The organism is Jatrophihabitans sp. (assembly GCF_046262535.1).
Classification (GTDB): domain Bacteria; phylum Actinomycetota; class Actinomycetes; order Mycobacteriales; family Jatrophihabitantaceae; genus Jatrophihabitans.
In genome coordinates this window covers 24,172-44,357 of the sequence record NZ_JBHEMO010000140.1, presented here as the reverse complement: position 1 = coordinate 44,357, position 20,186 = coordinate 24,172, and the positions used below count along the sequence as shown (strand labels likewise).

The 20,186-nt window shown below is 69.3% G+C and carries 16 protein-coding genes; 9 read left to right on the top strand and 7 right to left on the bottom strand.

Annotated elements, in window-relative coordinates; genetic code table 11:
* Positions 1-19 precede the first annotated feature (19 nt).
* Positions 20-877 (bottom strand): formyltetrahydrofolate deformylase, encoded by an 858-nt coding sequence (purU, locus tag ABR571_RS18705; protein ID WP_409454721.1) that lies wholly within the window; start codon positions 875-877, stop codon positions 20-22.
* 75 nt (positions 878-952) lie between these two features.
* On the opposite strand from purU, the gene ABR571_RS18700 reads away from it, so the two are divergent.
* The 4 genes from ABR571_RS18700 to ABR571_RS18685 all read left to right on the top strand — a co-directional run bounded on the left by ABR571_RS18700 (position 953) and on the right by ABR571_RS18685 (position 6,213).
* Positions 953-1,729: an IclR family transcriptional regulator gene (locus ABR571_RS18700; RefSeq protein WP_409454720.1), complete on the top strand. Its 777-nt coding sequence runs from the start codon at positions 953-955 to the stop codon at positions 1,727-1,729.
* Positions 1,730-1,965: 236 nt separating this feature from the next.
* On the top strand, positions 1,966-4,482 hold the full coding sequence (locus tag ABR571_RS18695) for an FAD-dependent oxidoreductase (protein WP_409454719.1): 2,517 nt from the start codon (positions 1,966-1,968) through the stop codon (positions 4,480-4,482).
* Position 4,483: 1 nt separating this feature from the next.
* Complete coding sequence (locus ABR571_RS18690; protein WP_409454718.1) at positions 4,484-5,239, top strand: electron transfer flavoprotein subunit beta/FixA family protein; 756 nt, start codon at positions 4,484-4,486, stop codon at positions 5,237-5,239.
* Positions 5,236-6,213 (top strand): electron transfer flavoprotein subunit alpha/FixB family protein, encoded by a 978-nt coding sequence (locus tag ABR571_RS18685; RefSeq protein WP_409454717.1) that lies wholly within the window; start codon positions 5,236-5,238, stop codon positions 6,211-6,213. Before ABR571_RS18690 ends, ABR571_RS18685 begins: the two co-directional genes overlap by 4 nt.
* A gap of 79 nt (positions 6,214-6,292) precedes the next feature.
* On the opposite strand, the gene ABR571_RS18680 is transcribed toward ABR571_RS18685, so the two are convergent.
* From ABR571_RS18680 to ABR571_RS18655, 6 genes are all read right to left on the bottom strand, one after another.
* Positions 6,293-7,333: an ABC transporter substrate-binding protein gene (locus ABR571_RS18680; RefSeq protein ID WP_409454716.1), complete on the bottom strand. Its 1,041-nt coding sequence runs from the start codon at positions 7,331-7,333 to the stop codon at positions 6,293-6,295.
* Between the two features lie 54 nt (positions 7,334-7,387).
* Positions 7,388-9,421, bottom strand: a complete 2,034-nt coding sequence (locus ABR571_RS18675; protein WP_409454715.1) for an ABC transporter permease — start codon at positions 9,419-9,421, stop codon at positions 7,388-7,390.
* Positions 9,418-10,464, bottom strand: coding sequence for a glycine betaine/L-proline ABC transporter ATP-binding protein (locus ABR571_RS18670; protein ID WP_409454732.1), 1,047 nt, complete (start codon positions 10,462-10,464; stop codon positions 9,418-9,420). The genes ABR571_RS18675 and ABR571_RS18670 overlap by 4 nt, the downstream gene beginning before the upstream one ends.
* Positions 10,465-10,546: 82 nt before the next feature.
* A complete protein-coding gene (locus ABR571_RS18665) occupies positions 10,547-12,028 on the bottom strand; it encodes an aldehyde dehydrogenase family protein (protein ID WP_409454714.1) in 1,482 nt (493 codons plus the stop codon).
* Entirely contained in the window at positions 12,025-13,683 is a 1,659-nt protein-coding gene (betA, locus tag ABR571_RS18660) for a choline dehydrogenase (RefSeq protein ID WP_409454713.1), read from the bottom strand. The genes ABR571_RS18665 and betA overlap by 4 nt, the downstream gene beginning before the upstream one ends.
* 50 nt (positions 13,684-13,733) lie before the next feature.
* A complete protein-coding gene (locus tag ABR571_RS18655; protein WP_409454712.1) occupies positions 13,734-14,069 on the bottom strand; it encodes a DMT family transporter in 336 nt (111 codons plus the stop codon).
* A 276-nt stretch (positions 14,070-14,345) separates the two neighbouring features.
* On the opposite strand from ABR571_RS18655, the gene ABR571_RS18650 reads away from it, so the two are divergent.
* The 5 genes from ABR571_RS18650 (at position 14,346) to ABR571_RS18630 (ending at position 20,132) form a co-directional block, all read left to right on the top strand.
* Positions 14,346-15,539 (top strand): ABC transporter substrate-binding protein, encoded by a 1,194-nt coding sequence (locus tag ABR571_RS18650; protein ID WP_409454711.1) that lies wholly within the window; start codon positions 14,346-14,348, stop codon positions 15,537-15,539.
* Positions 15,539-16,531 (top strand): ABC transporter permease, encoded by a 993-nt coding sequence (locus ABR571_RS18645; protein ID WP_409454710.1) that lies wholly within the window; start codon positions 15,539-15,541, stop codon positions 16,529-16,531. Before ABR571_RS18650 ends, ABR571_RS18645 begins: the two co-directional genes overlap by 1 nt.
* Positions 16,532-16,553: 22 nt before the next feature.
* Positions 16,554-17,480, top strand: a complete 927-nt coding sequence (locus ABR571_RS18640; protein WP_409454709.1) for an ABC transporter permease — start codon at positions 16,554-16,556, stop codon at positions 17,478-17,480.
* 79 nt (positions 17,481-17,559) lie between these two features.
* Positions 17,560-18,555: an ABC transporter ATP-binding protein gene (locus ABR571_RS18635; RefSeq protein ID WP_409454731.1), complete on the top strand. Its 996-nt coding sequence runs from the start codon at positions 17,560-17,562 to the stop codon at positions 18,553-18,555.
* Positions 18,552-20,132 carry a TIGR03767 family metallophosphoesterase gene (locus ABR571_RS18630; RefSeq protein ID WP_409454707.1) on the top strand — a complete coding sequence of 527 codons (1,581 nt, stop codon included), beginning with the start codon at positions 18,552-18,554 and terminating at the stop codon, positions 20,130-20,132. Before ABR571_RS18635 ends, ABR571_RS18630 begins: the two co-directional genes overlap by 4 nt.
* Positions 20,133-20,186 lie beyond the last annotated feature (54 nt).

Below are 20,186 nucleotides of genomic sequence, written 5' to 3'. Positions count from 1 at the left end.
GTCAGCGGCGCCGCGGCGGTCAGCGGAAGACGACGACCCGGTTGCCGTTGAGCAGCACCCGGGTCTCCGCGTGCCAGCGGACGGCGCGGGCGAGGACGAGGCTCTCGACATCGCGGCCGGCGGCGGCGAGTTGCGCCGGCGTCCAGGAGTGGTCGACACGGACGACGTCCTGCTCGATGATCGGCCCCTCGTCGAGGTCCGAACTCACGTAATGGGCGGTCGCGCCGATCAGCTTCACGCCGCGGGCGAAGGCCTGGTGGTACGGCCGGGCGCCCTTGAAGCCGGGCAGGAACGAGTGGTGGATGTTGATCGCGCGGCCGGCCAGCGCGCGGCAGGTGTCGTCGGACAGGATCTGCATGTAGCGGGCGAGCACGGTCAGATGGATGGTCAGCGAATCGACCAGCGAGAGCAGCTCGGCCTCGGCCTCGGCCTTGGTCGCCGGGGTCACCGGCACGTGGTGGAACGGCACGCCGTACGCCTTGGCCAGTGGCTCGAGGTCGAGGTGGTTGGACACCACGGCCGGGATCTCGATCGGCAGCGCGCCGATGCTCTGCCGGTAGAGCAGGTCGTTCAGACAGTGCCCGTCCTTGCCCACCATGATCAGCGTGCGGTACTTCGCGTCGGCCGCCCACATCTCCCAGGTCATCTGGGCGGCGTTGGCCACCGGCGCGAAGGCCGACCGCAGCCGCTCGAGGGTCATCGCCTCGTCGTAGACCTCGAAATGGACGCGCATGAAGAAGCGGTCCTCGGCGCGGTCGTCGAACTGCTGGCTCTCGAGGATGTTGCCGCTGCTGTGGACCAGGAAGCTCGCGACCGAATAGACGATTCCGGGACGGTCCGGGCAGATGATGGTGAGAACGTATTCCGGATGCGGCATCTGGGCTCCTGACCGAGTTGCGCCATGCACAACGGAGTCTGCATTACGCAACAGCTACAGCGCTAGCATTGCGCGATGAGCAACAGCACCGCGGAGCCCGTGTCCGGCGTGCAGTCGGTGGAACGGGCCCTAGCGATCCTCGACCTGCTCGCCCGGTCCGGCGAGGTCGGGGTCACCACGATCGCCGAACAACTGGGCGTCCACAAGAGCACCGCGTTCCGGCTGGTGACCACCCTCGAGCGCGGCGGGCTGGTCGAGCAGGCCCAGGATCGCGGCAAGTACCGACTCGGCATGGGCGTCCTGCGGCTGGCCGGAGCGACCACCGCTCGCCTCGACGTGGTGCAGGAGGCGCGGCCGATCTGCCGCCGGCTCGCGGCGAGCACCGGGGAGACCATCAACATCGCGGTGCTCTCCGGCCGATCTGCGCTCTACGTGGACCAGGTGGCCGGTTCGTCGTCCCTGCAGCCGCACAACTGGGTGGGCCAGCACATCCCGCTGCATGCGGCGTCCAACGGCAAGGTGCTGCTCAGCGAACTGCCGGCGGCCGAGGTCGACCGCGCCGTCGGGACGATGACGGCATTCACCGACGCGACGCTCACCAGTAAGGCCGCGTTGCGCCGGGAACTGGCCGAAGTCCGCGAGCGCGGCTACGCCCTCGCGGTGGACGAGCTCGAGGTCGGCCTCACCGCGGTCGCCGGCCCCATCCGCAACGCCCACGGCGACGTCATCGCGGCGTTGTCGGTGTCCGGGCCGACGTTCCGGCTCGACGCCGCCCGCGTGGGCGACGTGGTGCCGGAACTGCTCGCCGCGGCCCGGGAGATCTCGCACCGGCTGGGCTGGGGCGACGACTGACAGGGCACCCTTATCGTTTCCCGTTCCAGCGTGCTGGCGCACGCCCCAGCGGGAAACGATCAAGGTTCCGCCCCGCCACGCCATAGCCGGCGCCCGCAGAGAGACCAAGACGAGCCGGCGCCGACGGCGGTCAGCGCGGGGCAGGGGCCGGGGCGTTCGGCGTGTCGTCGGCTGTTGCTCATAGCGCAGCTAGTTGTACTATCCGCAACAAACCAGTTCGAGAGGTAGGTCAGCGAATGACGTCTGTTCCGCGCACGGCTCGGGTCGTGGTGATCGGCGCCGGAATCGTCGGCAACAGCGTGGTCTGGCACCTTGCCCGGCTCGGGTGGCGCGACATCGTCCAGATCGACAAGGGCCCGCTGCCCAACCCGGGCGGCTCAACCGGCCACGCGTCGAACTTCATCTTCCCGGTCGACCACTCCCGCGAGATCACCGATCTGACGCTCGACAGCATGAAGCAGTACAAGGAGATGGGCGTCTTCACCGAGTCCGGCGGCATCGAGGTGGCCCGCACCGAGGAGCGGATGCAGGAGCTGCGCCGGCGGATGGCCTCGGCCAAGGCCTGGGGCATCCCGTCGGAGCTGATCACCCCCGAGCAGGTGGTCGAGAAGGTGCCGTTCGTCGATCCGTCGGTGATCATCGGCGGTTTCTGGACGCCGAGCGTGGGCGTCGTCGACTCGCTGCGGGCCGGCACGATCATGCGCGAGCGCGCGCAGGAACTCGGCGCGCTCACCGTCGTCGCCAACGCCGAGGTGACGGCAATGACCGTCGAGCACGGCCGGATCACCGCTGTGCACACCGACGACGGCGACATCGCGACCGACACCGTCGTGATTGCTTGCGGCGTCTGGAGCCCGCGGCTGGCCGCCATGGCCGGCGTGCACATCCCGCTGACTCCTGCCGTCCACCAGATGATCAGCGTCGGCCCCCTGCCCGAGCTCGCCGAACGGCCGGGCGAGATCTCGTATCCGATCGTCCGCGACATGGACACGTTCTGCTACGAGCGGCAGCACGGCAGCGACATGGAGGTCGGCTCCTACGCCCACCGCCCGATCCTGATGGACCCCGACGACATCCCGTCCATCGACCAGGCGAAGCTCAGCCCGACCGAACTGCCGTTCACCGAGGACGACTTCGACCCGCAGCTCGAACAGGCCCTCGAGCTGATGCCCGAACTGCTCGGCAGCGAGCACGCCGAGATCAGGTACGCGATCAACGGCCTGCTGTCGCTCACGCCGGACGGCGCACCGGTCCTGGGGGAGAGCCCCGAGGTGAAGGGCGTCTGGTCAGCGGCAGCCGTCTGGATCAAGGAAGGCCCCGGTGTGGGGCGCCTGATGGCCGAATGGATGACCGACGGCAACCCCGAGATCGACGCCTCACACAGCGACATCGCCCGCTTCTACCCGCACCAGCGCACCAAGCAGCACATCAGCCGACGGACGAGCGAGGCCTTCAACAAGACCTACGGCATCGTGCACCCGTCCGAGCAGTGGGCGAGCGATCGCGGCATCCGCCGCGCGCCGATGCACGCCGCGCAGGTGGCGGCCGGCGCCTTCTTCTTCGAGACAGCGGGTTGGGAACGGCCGCACTGGTATGCGTCGAACGAGGCGTTACTGGGCGAGTACGGCGACCAGGTGATGCCGCGCGCCGCGGAGTGGGACGCCCGCTGGTGGTCACCGATCATCAACGCCGAGCACCTGGCCATGCGCGAGCGGGCCGGCTACGTCGACCTGTCCGCCTTCTCGATCTTCGACGTGGCCGGCCGCGGGGCGCTGGATGCCGTGCAGCGCATCGCCGTCGCGCAGATGAACGTCGCCCCGGGCAAGGTCGTGTACACCCCGATCGTCGACGAGCGCGGCGGGTTCCGGGCCGACCTGACGATCATGCGGCTGTCCGACGACCGCTTCCGGGTCGTGACCGGCGGCGCGCACGGCAACGTCGACCGCAAGTGGTTCAGCGACCACGTGCCCGACGATGGGTCGGCGACGGTCACCGACCTGACGTCGGCCTACACGACGATCGGACTGTGGGGTCCGCGGGCGCGCGACATCCTCGGCTCGATCACCGAGACCGACGTGTCGCACCAGGCTTTCCCCTTCAGCACCTGCCGCTCGCTCGAGCTCGGCTCGCTGTCGGTTCTGGCGTCGCGGATCTCCTATGTCGGCGAGCTGGGCTGGGAGCTGTACGTACCGATGGAACAGGGCGCCGCGCTGTGGTCGCTGATCGAGGAGGTCGGGCGCCCGCACGGCGCCGTCCCGGTCGGCATCGGCGTGTACGGCACCACCGGCCGGCTCGAGAAGGGCTACCGGGCGTACGGCGCGGAGTTGGATTCCGAGCGGACGATCGTCGAGGCCGGCATGATGCGGCCGAAGGTCAAGGACGCCGACTTCGTCGGTCGCGATGCCTACCTCAAGCAGCGGGAGAACCCGCCGGCCACCGTCCTGTGCACGCTGACCGTCGACGACCACACGTCGGCCGACGGCACCAAGCGCTACATGCTGGGCGGGGAGCCGGTTCTCACCCCGGACGGCGAGGCGTTGGTCGACGATCACGGGCACCGCGCCTACGTCACCTCCGCCGGGTCGGCGCCGTCCCTGGGCCAGCACATCCTCATGGCCTACCTGCCGCCGAGCGTGGCGCAGGTCGGCGCGAAACTGGCCGTCGACTACTTCGAGGAGCGCTACCCGGTCACCGTCGGCTCGGCCGACGCCACCCCGCTGTTCGACCCCGAGAACGCCCGGATCAGGAGCTGACGTGAACGTCCTGGTGTGCGTCAAAAGGGTTCCCGACGTCTCGGGTGAGGTGTTGCTGACCGCGGACGGCAGGTCGGTGGACGCCCGCCACGTGGGCTTCACCATGAGCCCGCACGAGGAATGCGCCGTCGAGCTGGCCACCCAGATCGCCGAGTCCACCGCCGGCACCGCGACGGTGCTCACCGTCGGGCCGGCCGACAGCGTCGAGCAACTGCGCACCGCCCTGGCGATCGGCTGCTCGTCCGCGATCCTCGTCGAGGCCGACCCCGAGACCTACGGGCCGGCCGACATCGCCGCGGAGATCGCCGCCGTCGTCCGCGACCGCGAGGTCGACGTGATCCTGCTCGGCAACGACGCCGCCGACACCGGCGACTTCCAGGTGCCGGTGCGCCTCGCCTACGCCCTCGACCGCCCGGTACTGACCGGCATCTCGGTCTGCTCGGTCTCGGGCGAGACGCTGACCGCGCAGGGCGACGGGCCCGACGGCGTCGAGACGTTCGAGGTGCCGCTGCCGGCAGTCGTCGCCGTTCTGGAGGGCGGTGTCAGCCCGCGCTACCCGTCGATCGTCGGGCGGATGAAGGCCAAGAAGGCGCCGATCGAGACGCTGGCGCCTTCGGCGCAAGCGCGGGGCAACGGTCGGGTCCGCTTGACCGTCCCCCCGCCGCGGCCCGGCACCGTCGAGATCCTCGGTCACGGAGCGGCGGCCGCGCCGGCCGTCGTCGACCTGTTGGTCTCGCTGCAGGTGGTGTCGCCGTGATCCTCGTGCTGGTCGAGACGAACGCCGACGGCGTCACGCTGTTCTCGCGCGAAGCACTGACGTTCGCGCGCGGGCTGGCGCAGGGCCGCGGTGACAGCGTCGAGGCGGTGGTGGTCGGCGAGGTGACCGACGGCGTCCGCGCGCAGCTGAGCGAGCAGGGGATCGCCGTCGCCCATCATCCGCAGGACGAGCGGCTCGCCGCGTACTCGGGCGCCGCCTGGTCGGCGGCCGTCGCCGGCGTGCTCACGTCCGCGTCGGGGGATCTTCTCGTCGCGTCCGGCACGCCGCGGGGCGGCGAAATCGCTGCGCACGTCGCCGCCCGGCTCGGCGTGGTGATGGCCGCGAACGTGCTCCGGGCCGACGGCGGCGACCCGCTCGTCGTCACCCGGCAGGTCGTGGGCGGCGCGGCACTGGAGGAGATGCAGCTGGGCGACACCCCCGCGGTCATCACCGTGGCCGGCCACGCCTGCGACCCCGAGCCGGCGGCGTCGCAGCAGACCACCGAGGTCGTCCCCTTCACGCCCGCCCTCTCCGACCGCGACCTACTGACCAGGGTGGTCCGCGTCGAGGAGAAGACGGCGGACGACACCAGCGCGCTCACCGCGGCCCGCGTGGTGGTGGGGGCCGGCCGTGGCGCCGGTGGCCCGGACGGGTTCAAGGGCGTGCTCGAGCTCGCCGAGTTGCTCGGGGGCGCGCTCGGCGTCTCGCGCGTCGTGACCGGCCTCGGTTGGCGGCCGCACAGCGAGCAGGTCGGCCAGACCGGCAGCCGCATCTCGCCCGACCTCTACATCCCGTGCGGGATCAGCGGCGCGATCCAGCACTGGGCCGGCTGCCAGTCGGCGAAGACGATTCTGGCGATCAACACCGACCCGGAGGCGCCGATGGTCACCCGGGCGCACTACGCGGTCATCGGCGACCTGCACGAGATCGTGCCGGCCATCAACGAAGAGCTGCACAAGCGGTTGGGCCGGTAACTCCTACCGAAGTTGTCCGTGCTTCCCCACGCCCTGGCGTGGGGAAGCACGGACAACTCGTGGAGGACCGGCTACCGGATCAGGTGCCCTGCAGCCACTGCTGCACGATCGTCGGGTTGGCGTCGACGTACTTCTTCGCCGCCGCGTCGTCGGACATCTTGTTCACCGCGATCATCTTCGACACGGTGTTCTGCCCTTCGTTCGTCCACTTGAAGTTCTTGATCAGCTGGAACGCCGGGCTGCCCGAGTTCGCGAACTTCGTCGACACGACCTTGTTCAACTTGTACGCCGGGTAGTCACAGGCGACCTTGGACGGCTTGCTGTCGCACCCCGCGGTGTACGTCGGCAGGTTCACCTTCACCAGTGGCACCTCGTTGAGGAACCACTGCGGCGAGTAGAAGTAGGCCAGCAACGGCTTCTTGTTCTGCTGCGCCGAGCGGAAGCTCTGGATCAGCGCGGTCTCGCTGCCACCCTCGACGACCTTGAAGTTCAGGTGCAGGTTCTTGACCAGCGCGGCGTCGTTGGTGACGTAGGACGGGTCACCGTCGAGCAGTTGGCCCTTCCCGCCGGACTCGGACGTCTTGAAGAGGCTGGCGTACTTGTCGAGGTTCTTCCAGTTGGTGATGTCCGGGTACTTCTGGACCATCCACGGCGGCACGTACCAGCCGATGACGCCGTTCAGGCCGTTCCAGCCGAGGTCCTGGGCGACGTGCTGCTGATCGATGTACTTCTGCACGAGGTCCGGGTGCCCCCAGTTCTCGAGGATCGCGTCGACCTGGCCGCTGGCGAAGCCCTGCCAGGACACCTGCTCGGTGATGTGCTTGATCTGCACGTTGCAGTGCAGCTTGGTCTTGGCGAGGTAGGCCATTACCGCGACGTCGGCCTCGTATCCGACCCACGGGTTGTCGGCCAGGCTGACCGTGCCGCACGATTTCTTGACCGGGGCGGCCGAGGACGTGCCCCTGCCCGCCGCAGACCCGGCTGCCTTGGACGAACCGCCACCACCCACCTTGGCGCCGCCGCATGCGCTGAGCACGACGAGGCTCGCGATGGCCGCGGTCAGCGTCGCGAGCCGCACGACCGCACGGCGCGCCCGCGGCCCTTCGGAAAGTGATCCCATGTGAACTTCCTTCTCCGTTGTGTGGATCTGTTGGCGGTTGGACAAGTGGTGGCGCTAGCGCCCCCGGTGCGTGCGGCCTTCGGCGCGGCGGGCCGCGGCCTGAGTCGTGCGGTCCAGCATGATGCCGAGACAGACGATCGCCGCGCCGGCGGCGAGCCCCTTGCCGAACACGCTGAGCTGCGAGAATCCGTTCACCACGTCGAAGCCGAGGGCCTGGCCGCCCACCAGCCCGGCGACCACCACCATCGACAACACGTAGATCAGCCCTTGGTTGGTGGCCAGGGCCAAGCTGCGCACCGACATCGGCAACTGCACCTTGGTGATGATCTGCCACGTGTTCGAGCCGGACGCCGTGGCGGCCTCGATGGTCGTCGGCGAGACGCCGCGGATCCCGTCGGCGACGATCTTCACCGCGACCGGCGCGGCGTAGACGACGGCGGCCACAATCCCGGTGAACCGGCTGGACCCGAACAGGGCCAGGAACGGCACGAGGTAGACGAACGGCGGCATGACCTGGGCGGCGTCGAGAAACGGCCGGATGATGCCGTCCGCTCGCTTGCTGCGGCCCATCCATACGCCCACCACGATGCCGATGGCCATCGTGATGACGGTCGCGATGAGCGTCGCCGCCAGCGTGTCCATGCTGTCCTGCCAGAGGCCTGACCCGACGATGAGCCCGAGGCACGCCGCTGCGATGAGCGCCGGGACGATCCCACCGATCAGGAAGGCCAGCGCCAGGACCGCCGCGAAGGTCAACCACCACGGCGAGTTGTCCAACAGGCTCTGCAGCGGGTTGATGGCGTGGTAGGTGACCCAGTCCTTGAAGCCGCTGGTGATGACGTGGAAGGTGGATTGGATCCAGGACGTCGCCGAGGTCGTCCACGACTCGATGTGGGGGCCGACGTCGATGCTCACGCGGTGCGATCCCAGCCGCAGATGGTCGGGGAAGATCGCGTACAGCTGATAGGTGTGGGACACGTACACGGCGACGCCGGCCGCGACCGCGCCGCCCGCGGCGAGGCCGCGTCGCGTGCGCTTGCCCATCTTCGTGGGTCGGCGGCCCGTCACCTCGGCGCGCTGACTGGCCGCCGTCGTCACCCGGTCCAGCACGACCGCCAGCACCACGATGGCCAGGCCGCCGTTGAAGGCCGTGCCGACGTCCAGGCTCTCCAGAGCCTGGAGGACGGTCTGGCCGAGGCCGGGCGCGGCGACCAACGCGGCGATTGTCACCATGGCGAGCGCCGCCATGATCGTCTGGTTGACGCCGATGATGACGGTCCGCTTGGCCATCGGCAGCAGCACGTCGACCAGCTTCTGTCGCGGCGCGGCGCCGAGGGAGTCGGCCGCTTCGACCGTCTCTCCGGGCACGGATCGGAGGCCGTGGGCGGTGAGCCGGATGACCGGCGGCATGGCGTAGATGACCATGGCGATGACCCCGGTGGCCGGTCCGATGAGAAACAGCAGGCTCAGCGGCGCCAGGTACACGAACGTGGGCATCGTCTGCATCACGTCCAGGACGGGCGTGATGATTCGCTCGAACCCGCGCGATGTGCCGGCCAGGATGCCCAGCGGGATCCCGATCGCGAGGCAGATGAGGACTGCCGCGATGGTCAGCGCGAGGGTGTCCATGCTGGGCTGCCACAGGCCCTGCAGGCCGAGGAACAGGAAACCGACCGCGGTCAGCACGGCGACGCGCCAGTTCCCGAACAGGGCGGCGAGATAGGTCGCCACGGCCACTATGCCCAACCAGCCGACGGTCGGCGCCGGGCGGCTGCCGGACGGCTGGGACAGCAGGTCCTGGAAGAAGGTGATGAAGTGGGTGACGCCGAGCTGGATCTCGTTGATGAAGTAGACGAAGAACGGGTTGCTGTTGCGGTTCTGGCCGACGGAGGAGTTCAGGTCGTTCAGCCGGGTGTGCAGGCTGGTGAGGTCGGGGGGCGCCAACGCCAGGGTGTTACGCCCCTTGAAGATGAGATAGAGGACGACCCAGACCAGCAGCACGACAAGCACCAGCGCGCCGCGACTCGGCCGGCGCAGGAGATCCGCCACGCGAATCCCGGGCGACGCGGTGCTGGATGCCGCCGTCATGAGCCGGCGACTACTTGCAGGATCTCGGGATCGCCGACGATGCCGAGCAGCTTGCCGTCTTGCACGACCTTCACCGGGTGCGCCGATTCCAGCACGGCGCGCGTCGCGTCGCGGACCACCACGTCCGGGCCGAGCTCAGGGCCGGAGAGATCGTCGCCGCCTTCCGGCGGGCGCATGATCCAGCGCAAGGTGAGCACGTTGGCCCGCGGGACCTCGCGGACGAAGTCGCGCACGTAGTCGTCGGCCGGCGCCCCGACGAGTTCGGCGCCGGTACCGACCTGGACCGTGCGGCCGTCGCGCATGATGAGGATGCGATCGCCGAGCTTGAGGGCTTCGGACAGGTCGTGGGTGATGAACATCATCGTCTTGCCGACCTCGTGGTGCAGCCGGATGACCTCCTGCTGCATGTCGCGGCGGATCAGCGGGTCGAGCGCGGAGAAGGGCTCGTCGAGCAGCAACACCTCAGGGTCGCCCGCCAACGCGCGCCCCAGGCCGACGCGCTGCTGCATGCCGCCCGAGAGCTGGTCGGGGTACACGTTCTCGTAGCCGGACAGTCCGACCAGGTCGATGACCTCGCCGGCCCGCCGATACCGCTCGGCCTTGTTCGTGCCCCGGATCTCCAGGCCGAACGCAACGTTGTCGATGACCCGGCGATGCGGCAGCAGGCCGAAGTGCTGGAACACCATGGAAACCTTCTCGCGCCGCAACGCGCGCAGGCTCTTGGTCGGATAGCCGACGATGTCCTGGCCCAGGATCGACAGCTGACCGGCCGTGGGCTCGATCAACCGGGTAAGGCACCGGACGAGGGTCGACTTGCCGGAGCCGGACAGGCCCATCACGACGAACACCTCGCCGGGGGCGACGTCGAAACTGATGTCGCAGACGGCGGCCAGGCAACCGGTCGTCTTCAACAGCTCGGCCCGCGGGAGCGACGCCAACTCGGGCGTGGTCGGGACCCGGCTCGCCGTCTTGCCGCCGAACACCTTCCAGAGATTGCGGACGGAGATGTCGGGAGCGGAATCGGTCCCGCGCCGGTCGCGCACGGGATGCGGTGCAGTCGACGGCGTGGCCTCGCTCGCCGTCCCCACGTCGCTCTCCTCGGTCGGTACCGTCACGAGCTCCTCCTCACCGACTCTCCGGCCGGGCGAACCAGTACTGAGGCCGGGGGTCGATGTTGTGCCAAATGTGCTTGGTCTCGCGGTACTCCGCAAGACCCATAGGCCCCAATTCCCGACCGTTACCGGATTGCCCCATACCGCCCCACTCGGCCTGCGGCACATACGGGTGGTAGTCGTTGATCCAGACGGTGCCGTGCCGCAGTTGGTGGGCCACTCGCTGCGCCCGTCCGGCGTCCTGTGTCCACACCGCGCCGGCCAGCCCGTAGGCCGTGTCATTGGCGATGCGGACGGCGTCGGGCTCGTCCCGGAACGTCTCGACCGTCAGCACCGGCCCGAACGACTCGTCATGGACGACGGACATCGACTGGTCGCAGCCGTCGAGGATCGTCGGCCGGTAGAAGAAGCCATCGGCGAGCTCCGGATCGGCCGGCCGCTCGCCACCACAGCGCAGTTTCGCGCCCTCGGCCAAACCGGCCGCCACGTACGCCTCGACCTTGGCCCGGTGTTCGGCGGAGATGAGCGGGCCCGTCTCGGCGGCCGCATCGAACGGGCCGCCGAGCCTGATCGCGTCCGCTCGGGTGACGAGCTCGTCGACGAAGGCGTCGTGCAGCGACTCCTCGATGACCAGCCGGGCGCCGGCGGAGCACACCTGGCCGGAGTCGAGGAAGACCGCGGTGAGCGCGAAGTCGACGGCCGCCTCGAAGTCGGCGTCGGCGAAGACGACGTTCGGATTCTTGCCGCCGAGCTCCAGCGCCACCCGTTTGACGGTCGGCGCGGCCGCGGCGGCGATCGCCCGGCCCGTGGCGGCACCGCCGGTGAAGGACACCATGTCGACGTCCGGGTGCTCGGTCAACGGCGCGCCGGCCGTCGCACCGGCGCCGAGCACGAGATTGGCGACACCGTGGGGCAGGCCGGCCTCGCTCAAGGTGCGCATCAGCATGATGGCGGTGGACGGGGTGAGCTCGCTGGGCTTCAGGACGAAGGTGTTGCCGGCGAGCAGCGCCGGCGCGACCTTCCACGACGTCTGCAGCAGGGGATAGTTCCACGGGGTGATGAGGGCGCAGACGCCGACCGGTTCGTGGACGACCCGGCTGATCGCATCGGGACGGCCGGTGTCGACCACGCGGCCGTTGTCGGTCCCGCCGATGCCCGCGTAGTAGCGGAAGCACTTGATCACGTCGTCGATGTCGTACTCGGACTCCACGAACCGCTTGCCCGTGTCGAGCGACTCAGCCCGGGCGTAGTCGGCCTTGTCTCTTGCGAGCAGGTCGGCCACGGCCGTCAGCGTCGCGGCTCGGTCGTGCTCGGACAGGTGCGGCCACTCGCCGTCGTCGAACTCGGCCCGCGCCGCCGCGATGGCGGCGCGGGCGTCGTCGGCGGTGGCCTCGGCGACCGTCGCGACAGGGGTGCCGTCGGCCGGGCAGCGGATCTCGCGGGTCCCCCCGTCGGCGGCGTCGCGCCAACTGCCGCCGATGAACAGGCTGCTCATGGCGTCCGCGCCGGGCGGCGGTAGAAGTCAACCGGCTGCGGCGCGAGCGGCGCATTGCCGAGGATGAGGTCGGCCGCCTTCTCGGCCAGCATCATCACCGGCGCGTAGATGTTGCCGTTCGTCACGTACGGCATCGCCGACGCGTCCGCGACCTTGAGCCCGTCCATTCCGTGGACACCCATCGTCAGCGGATCGACCACCGACATGGCGTCGGTGCCCATGCGGGCGGTGCACGAGGGGTGCAGGGCGGTCTCGCCGTCCTTGCGCACCCAGTCGAGGATCTGCTCGTCGGTCTCCACGGCGGGACCGGGCGAGATCTCGCCGCCGTTGTACGGGTCGAAGGCGGGCTGGCCGAGGATGTGCCGGGCCGCCCGGATCGCCTCGACCCACTCGCGGCGGTCCTGGTCGGTCGACAGGTAGTTGAAGCGCAGCGCCGGCTTCTCCGTCGGGTCAGTACTGCGGATCTTCACGCTGCCGCGGGCGTCGGAGTACATCGGCCCGATGTGCACCTGGTAGCCGTCGCCGGAGGCGGGGGACGAGCCGTCGTAGCGCACCGCGATCGGGAGGAAGTGGAACATCAGGTTCGGATAGGTGACGTCGTCGTTGCTGCACGCGAAGCCGCCGCCCTCGAAATGGTTGGTCGCGCCGGGCCCGCGACGCAGGAGCCATTGCGCTCCGATGAGCGGGCGGTAGCGCCACTTCATGTAGCGCTGCATGCTCACCGGCTGGGTGGCGGCGTGCTGGATGTAGACCTCGAGGTGATCCTGGAGGTGCTCCCCGACACCCGGCAGATCGGCCCGGACCTCGATGCCGAGCGCCCTCAGCTCGTCGGCGTTGCCGATGCCGCTGAGCTGAAGCAGTTGCGGGGTGTTGATCGCCCCGCCGCACAGCACGACGGTGTCGGCGCGGACCGTCCGGGTGGTTCCGCGGTGCCGGTACTCGACGCCGGTCGCCCGGGTTCCGTCCATCAGCACGCGGGTCGTGAAGGCCCGGGTGATCAGGTCGAGATTGGGCCGGTCGAGCACGGGGTGCAGGTAGGCACGGGCGGCCGACCAGCGGCGGCCCCGCTTGATGTTGCGGTCGAAGGGGGCGAAACCCTCCTGGCGGTACCCGTTGACGTCGTCGGTGCGCGAGTAGCCGGCCTGCACGGTGGCGTCGAAGAAGGCCTGGAACAGCGGATTCGTCGCGGGGCCGCGTTCCAGGGTCAGCGGCCCGCCCTGCCCGCGATACGGGTCGTCGGGCGCAGCGGCCGTGCAGTCCTCCATCTTGCGGAAGTACGGCAGGCAGTGGGCGTAACTCCAGGTCTCCATCCCGGCGTCGGTGGCCCAGCGCTCGTAGTCCACGGGGTTGCCCCGCTGGAAGATCATCCCGTTGATGCTGCTGGAGCCGCCCAGCACCTTGCCCCGGGCGTGGTAGATGCGGCGCCCGTTCATGTACGGCTCGGGTTCTGATTCGTACTTCCAGTCGTAGAACCGGCTGCCTATGGGGAAGGGCAGGGCGGCCGGCATGTGGACGAAGACGTCGAAGCGGTAGTCGACCCGGCCGGCCTCCAGAACCAGTACCCGGTTGTCCGGATCGGCCGACAGCCGGTTGCCGAGGGCGCAGCCCGCGGAACCACCGCCGACGATGAGGAAGTCGTAGCTGTCGGCGGGCATGGGCGGACGATATCCCGGGTCCTGCTCCAGGTGAAGGCGATCTTCGAAGGTCAGCCGTGCCGAACGGTTCCCGAGGTCACCAGAATGGTCACCCCGGCCACGATCACGGCGAGGCCGAGGATCGCCTGCAGGCTCAGCCGCTCGTCGAACAGCAGCCAGCCGGCCAGGGTGATGGCGGCGATCCCGACCGCCGACCAGATCGCGTAGACCACGCCGACATTGAGCTGCCGCAGCGAGACCGCCATGGCCGCGAACGAGGCTGAGTAGGACACCGCGATGAGCACGATGGCCCACCACGTCAGAGAGGTGCTGACCGCTCGCAGCGCGATGGTGCCGATCAGCTCGGTGACGATCGCCGCGGCGAGAAACAACCATTCCGTTCGCATGCCCGGACCTTAAGGGCACCTGTGTTCGGCGGCTCGGCCGAACCGCCCGGTTGATCACCAGGGCGGCCCGCCCGCCCCAGCCGGGCGAGATTTCGCCGGTTTCATACCCCTTGGTCTGGTGCCGGGGAAGGGTTGGCCGGACGTTCACCCGAGAGCCGGGAGCGCGTCGCCGACAAGTGCCTCGACCAACCGAACGTCAACACGGGAAAACCGGCTCGGGACGCGCTAGGGTGCGCGTCATCACGAGCAGACCGCAGACAGGGACGGTGTTGTCAGGTGGCAAGTACGGGAGCCAAAATCTTCGGCGCAGTTGCCGCAACCTCGCTGGTCGTCACGCTGGCTGCGTGTTCCAGCTCGAGCAAGTCCAGCAGTAAGAAAACGTCCGGTGCCAGCACCGGTAAAGCCAGCAAGAGCGCCGTCGCCTGGGCCACGGCGCAGTCGGCGGCGGCCGGCGGCGGGATGGACGCGCTGGTCGCGGCGGCCCAGAAGGAGGGCACGCTCAACATCATCGCGGTGCCCCGCACCTGGGCCGGTTACGGCGCGATCATCGACGGCTTCACGGCCAAGTACAAGATCAAGATCAACAGTGAGAACCCCGACGGGTCCTCCGGCGACGAGATCAACGCGATCAAGTCGACCAAGGGCCAGTCCAGTGCGCCGGACGTCGCCGATGTGGGCAACTCCTACGCGCTCTCCGGCGCCCAGGACGGCCTGTACGCGCCGTACAAGGTCGCGACATGGTCGGCCATCCCGGACGCGCAGAAGGACTCCGGCGGCCTCTGGTACAGCGACTACGGCGGCTACATCTCGATCGGCTGCAACGCGAAGAAGGTCGGCGGCACCTGCCCGAAGACGATCAAGGACCTCGACAACAAGGCCTACAAGGGCGATGTCGCGCTGAACGGGGACCCCACCAGCGCCAACGCCGCCTTCGAGGCCGTCTGGGCCGCCGCCCTGGCGAACGGCGGTTCGGCCGACAACGTCCAGCCCGGCATCGACTTCTTCAAGAAGCTGAACTCCGAGGGCATATTCAACAAGACGAAGGTGACGCCGGCGACGGTGCAGTCGGGCGAAACCCCGATCGTGCTCGACTGGGACTACCTGAACGTGGGCAACGCGGCCACGCTGAAGAAGTCGGGCATCGACTGGACGACGGTCGACCCGTCGGACGGCCTGGTCTCGGCGTACTACGCCCAGGCCGTCAGCATCAACGCCGCGCACCCCGCAGCGGCGCGCTTGTGGGAGGAATACCTCTACAGCCAGGATGCGACCGGCGGGCAGAACGGCTGGCTGCGCGGTTTCGCCCGGCCCATCGAGTTGCCGGCGATGCAGACGGCCAAGACCGCTGACGCGACGGCGCTGGCCGCGGTGCCCCCGGTGACGGACCCGACCCCGTTCGCCCCGACGCAGGCCCAGGTCACGGCCGCGAAAGCCGTGGTGACCCAGAAGTGGCCGGCCGCGGTCGCGTAGTGGCGGATACCGAATCACGCGTCCTCGGCCGGGAAACCCCGGCCGAGGACGCGGGGCCGGAAGGAGCCGCGGCCCCGGCCGCTCGGAACCGTCGGTTCAGCTTCGCCTGGCTCGGGCTCGCGCCCTTCTTCGGCTACGTCCTGGTCTTCTTCCTGGTGCCGATCGGCTTCATCCTCTACAACGCGTTCCGCAAGACCACCAACGCATCGACGAAGCGCGACCCGGTGACCCAGCAGTTCGTCCACGTCAAGCACACCGAGTTCACCGGGTCGAACGTGTCGAACTCGCTGAAGGGGATCTATCGGACTTCGCTGGTCAACAGCGTGCAACTGTCGGCCATCGTCGCCGTGCTGGGCGCGGTCGCCGGTGTGCTGCTCGCCTATGCGGTGGTGACGAGCCGGAGCACCGCACTTCGGCAGATCGTCATCGCGGCCGCCGCGGTGACGGCGAACTTCGGCGGCATCCCGCTGGCATTCCTCTTCATCGCGACGGTGGGCAACGCGGGCGTGGTCACGGCTTTCCTGCGCGATCACTTCAACGTCTCGCTGCAGGGCGACCTGCACTTCCAGCTCACCACCATGGCCGGCATCTCGCTGGTCTACCTGTACTTCCTCGTGCCGCTGATGGTACTGGTGATGACGCCGGCGCTCGAGGGCCTGAAGCCGCAGTGGGGCGAGGCGGCCGAGAACCTCGGGGCGAACCGCTGGCAGTACTGGCGCTACGTCGCCGGTCCGGTCCTGCTGCCCAACTTCCTCGGCTCCGTGCTTCTCCTGTTCTGCTCCTCCTTCTCCGCCTACGCGACGGCGTACGCGCTGGCCGGGCAGTCGTTCCCCTTGGCCCCGACCCAGATCTCGTCGGTGCTGTCGGGCAACGTGTTGTCCGGGCAGGAGAACCTCGGGGCCGCGCTGGCGCTCGACATGATCATCATCGTGCTTCCGCTGACGATCGTGTACCAGCTCCTGCAGCGCAGAACCTCGAAGTGGCTCGCATGAACCGCGCGACGGGGGCTCTCCGGTGACGTCCTCTCAGCCGTTCGCCGGCTACGCCACCTCGGCCGCGACCGACCTCGTGCCGGGCACGCCGCCGCCCGTGCCTCCCGGGCAGCGGCGCCGCAGGCCCGAGGCCGGCAGCGTGCCGCGCTGGATCATCCTGACTCTCGCCGCGATCTACTTCATCGGTCCGCTGGTGGCCGCAGTCAGCTTCACCCTGAAGGACCGCCATGGCGGCGTCAGCTTCTCGGCGTACAAGCAGATCTTCGACACGACCAACGGCCAGGTCGATTTCCAGACGGCCCTGGTGTACTCGCTCAAGATCGCGGTCATCACGATCGTCGTCACGCTGCTGTTGATGCTGCCGACGCAGTTGCTGCTGCACCTTCGCTTCCCGCGGGTGCGCGGTCTGGTGGAGGTCATCACGCTGCTCCCGCTGGTCTTCCCGCCCATCGTTCTGGTCGTGGGCGTGAACGACGTCTACGCCTGGGTGGGCAAGGACAAGGGCAGCTCGCTGTACTCGATCGTCACGTACCTGCGCGGCGAGAGCCATCCGTACGTGTTGTCGCTCCTCTACGTGATGCTCGCGATGCCGTTCGTCTTCCGCTCGCTGGACGCCGGCCTCCGCGCCATCGACGTGAGCACCCTGGTCGAGGCCGCGCGCAACCTCGGCGCGGGCTGGATCACGGTGCTGTTCCGGGTGCTGCTGCCGTGCCTGCGCACCGCGGTGATCAACGCCTCGTTCCTGTGCTTCGCGCTGGTCATGGGGGAGTTCACGATCTCCTCGGTGCTGCTCTACACCAAGCCGTTCCCGGTATGGCTCTACCAGTTGCCCACCACCTCCGGTCAGGTGCAGGCCGCCGTATCGGTGTTCAGCCTGCTGCTCGTCGAGCTGCTGTTGCTCCTGATCGGCGCGCTGAACTGGCGCCGCGCTGTCGACAAGAAGGGCTGAGACCTTGTCCGCCGAACACGTTCCCGAACGCGCCGGGACCACCGTCGAGTATCGCGATGTCAAGCGCTCCTTCGGCTCCATGCCGGCCCTCGACGACTTCAACCTGCGGATCGAGCCGGGCGAGCTGCTGGCCCTACTCGGACCGTCGGGTTGCGGCAAGACGACGGCGCTTCGCCTGCTCGCCGGATTCGATCAGCCGACGTCGGGATCGGTGCTCATCGACGGAGCCGATGTCTCCCGCATTCCGGCCAACAAGCGGGACATGGGCATGGTGTTCCAGTCCTACAGCCTCTTCCCGACGATGACCGCCCAGGACAACGTCGCCTTCGGTCTACGCTTGCGCGGCCGCGGAGGCCCGGAGCGCCGCAACCGCGCCGCCGAACTGCTGGACCTCGTCGGCCTGGCCGAACACCTCAAGAAGTACCCGCACCAGCTGTCCGGCGGGCAGCAGCAGCGCGTTGCCCTGGCCCGGGCCCTGGCCGTCGAGCCGCGGGTGCTGCTGCTCGACGAACCGCTGTCCGCGCTGGACGCGAAGGTGCGCGAACAGCTGCGCGACGAGATCCGGCGCATCCAGCTGGAGCTGGGCGTCACCACTGTCTTCGTGACCCACGATCAGGAAGAAGCGCTGTCGATGGCCGACCGGGTCGGCGTCATGCGCAAGGGACATCTCGAGCAGTGCGACGCACCCGGGGTCCTCTACGACCGGCCGAAGACCGCGTTCGTCGCCGAATTCGTCGGCACGATGAACCGCCTGCCCGGGGAAGCGGTGTCGGACTCGACCGTGCGTGTGAACCAGCAGGTCATCCCGGCCGACGGCACGGTACCGGCCGCCGGCGAGCCCGTCACCGTCCTCGTCCGTCCCGAGGCGATCGTCGTCGCGCGCGACGACACCGGCGACGCCGTGGTGACCGTGGCGACCTTCCGCGGTCCTACGACGCGGCTGCGCCTGCTGCGCAGCGACGGCTCGGAAGTGCTGGCCGACGTCTCCTCCCACCGGGCCGGGGACATGGCGCCGGGCAGCCGGGTGTCCATCGCCCTGCTCGAACGCCCCGCCCTGCTCGCGAACCGGGAGTGACCACCGAGCGGACGATCCGCGGTGGGCCGGCGTCGGCGCGCGGCTACCGGTCGCTGCGCCACGGCCCGGGCGAGGAGGTCGTCGTCCGGACCGACCTCGGGCCCGCAGGGGACGTCCTCGGCACACCGCTGATCACGATCGCGCACCTGTCCGATCTGCACGTCTGCGATGCGCAGTCCCCGGCGCGGGCGGAGTTCCTCGACCGGTGGGCCGATCCCGACTCGCCGGTTCGGGACGATCTCGACGAGGTCGGGTGCTACCGGGCGCAGGAGCTGCTGACCGCACAGGTCGCCGAGGCGATGGTCAGCGCGGTGAACGAGGCCGCGGTCGGTCCCGTCACGCGCTTCCCGATCGATCTGGCAATCGTCACCGGCGACAACACCGACAACGCCCAGGCGAACGAGCTGGCTTGGTATGTGGCGCTGCTCGAAGGCGGGGACGTCTGCCCCGACTCGGGAGATCGGGCCCGATGGGAAGGCGTCGGCGGGCTGTCCCCCGACGAGCGGTTCTGGCACCCGGAGACGGCCGGGCTCGACCTTCCGCAACTGCGCTACGGCTTTCCCGCGGTGCCCGGCCTGTCGGACGCCGCCCGCGCTCCGTTCCGGGCGGCCGGGTTGGACATGCCGTGGCTGGCCGTCCACGGCAACCATGATCGACTCGTACAAGGGACGATTCCGGGCGCCGGCGGCCTCGACGCCGTGGCCGTCGGTGCGGTGAAGGCGATCGCCGTCCCCGACCACTGGACGAACGACGTCATCATCCACGTGGCGGTCGGGCTGGAACGGTGCGACCCGACTGCGCTGGCCACGCTGATGCGCGAAGTGCGGACGCAACCGGTGACCGCCGATCCCGGGCGTCGCCTGATCAGCCGCCAGGAGTTCGTCGACGCGCACTTCGGCGCCGCCTCCCGACCGGCCGGACACGGGTTCACGTCGAGCAACCGGGCGAACGGCACCACGTACTACCGCCACGACCACGGGCGGGTCACCATGCTGGTGGTGGACACCGTCAACGAGCACGGCGGCTGGCAGGGCTCGTTGGACACCGACCAGCTGGCGTGGCTGGATTCCGAACTCAGGGCGGCCGACGCCGACCGTCGGTACGCCGTCCTGGCCAGCCACCACCCGTTGCACACGCTGGTCAACGACGCGACCGGTCCCGCTTCGGCGCCGCGGGTACTGGCGGACCAGCTGGACCAGGTGATCGCCGGCCATGCCAGCGTCGTGCTCTGGCTCAACGGGCACACGCACCACACCGCGGTCAGGCCGCACCGCACGTGGTGGGAAGTCACGGCGCCGTCGCTCATCGACTGGCCGCAGCAGGGCCGCCTCGTCGAACTGCTGCACGGTCCCGACGGGCTGACCGTCGCGACGACGATGCTCGATCACGCCGGGCCGGCACCATGGGACGGATCGATCGACTCGCCGCACGCCCTCGCCGGGTTGTCCCGCGAGCTCTCGGCCAACCACTGGCAGGAACGCGACCATTCCCTCGAGCAGCATCCCCGGTCCGGCACGGCCGCGGATCGCAATGTCCTGCTGCGCCTGCCCAACCCCTGGGCCGCTCCGCCCCAGTGATCACTTCCCACTCATGCGTGCTGCGGTGCGCCGGAGTGGGCCGTCATCGCCGGC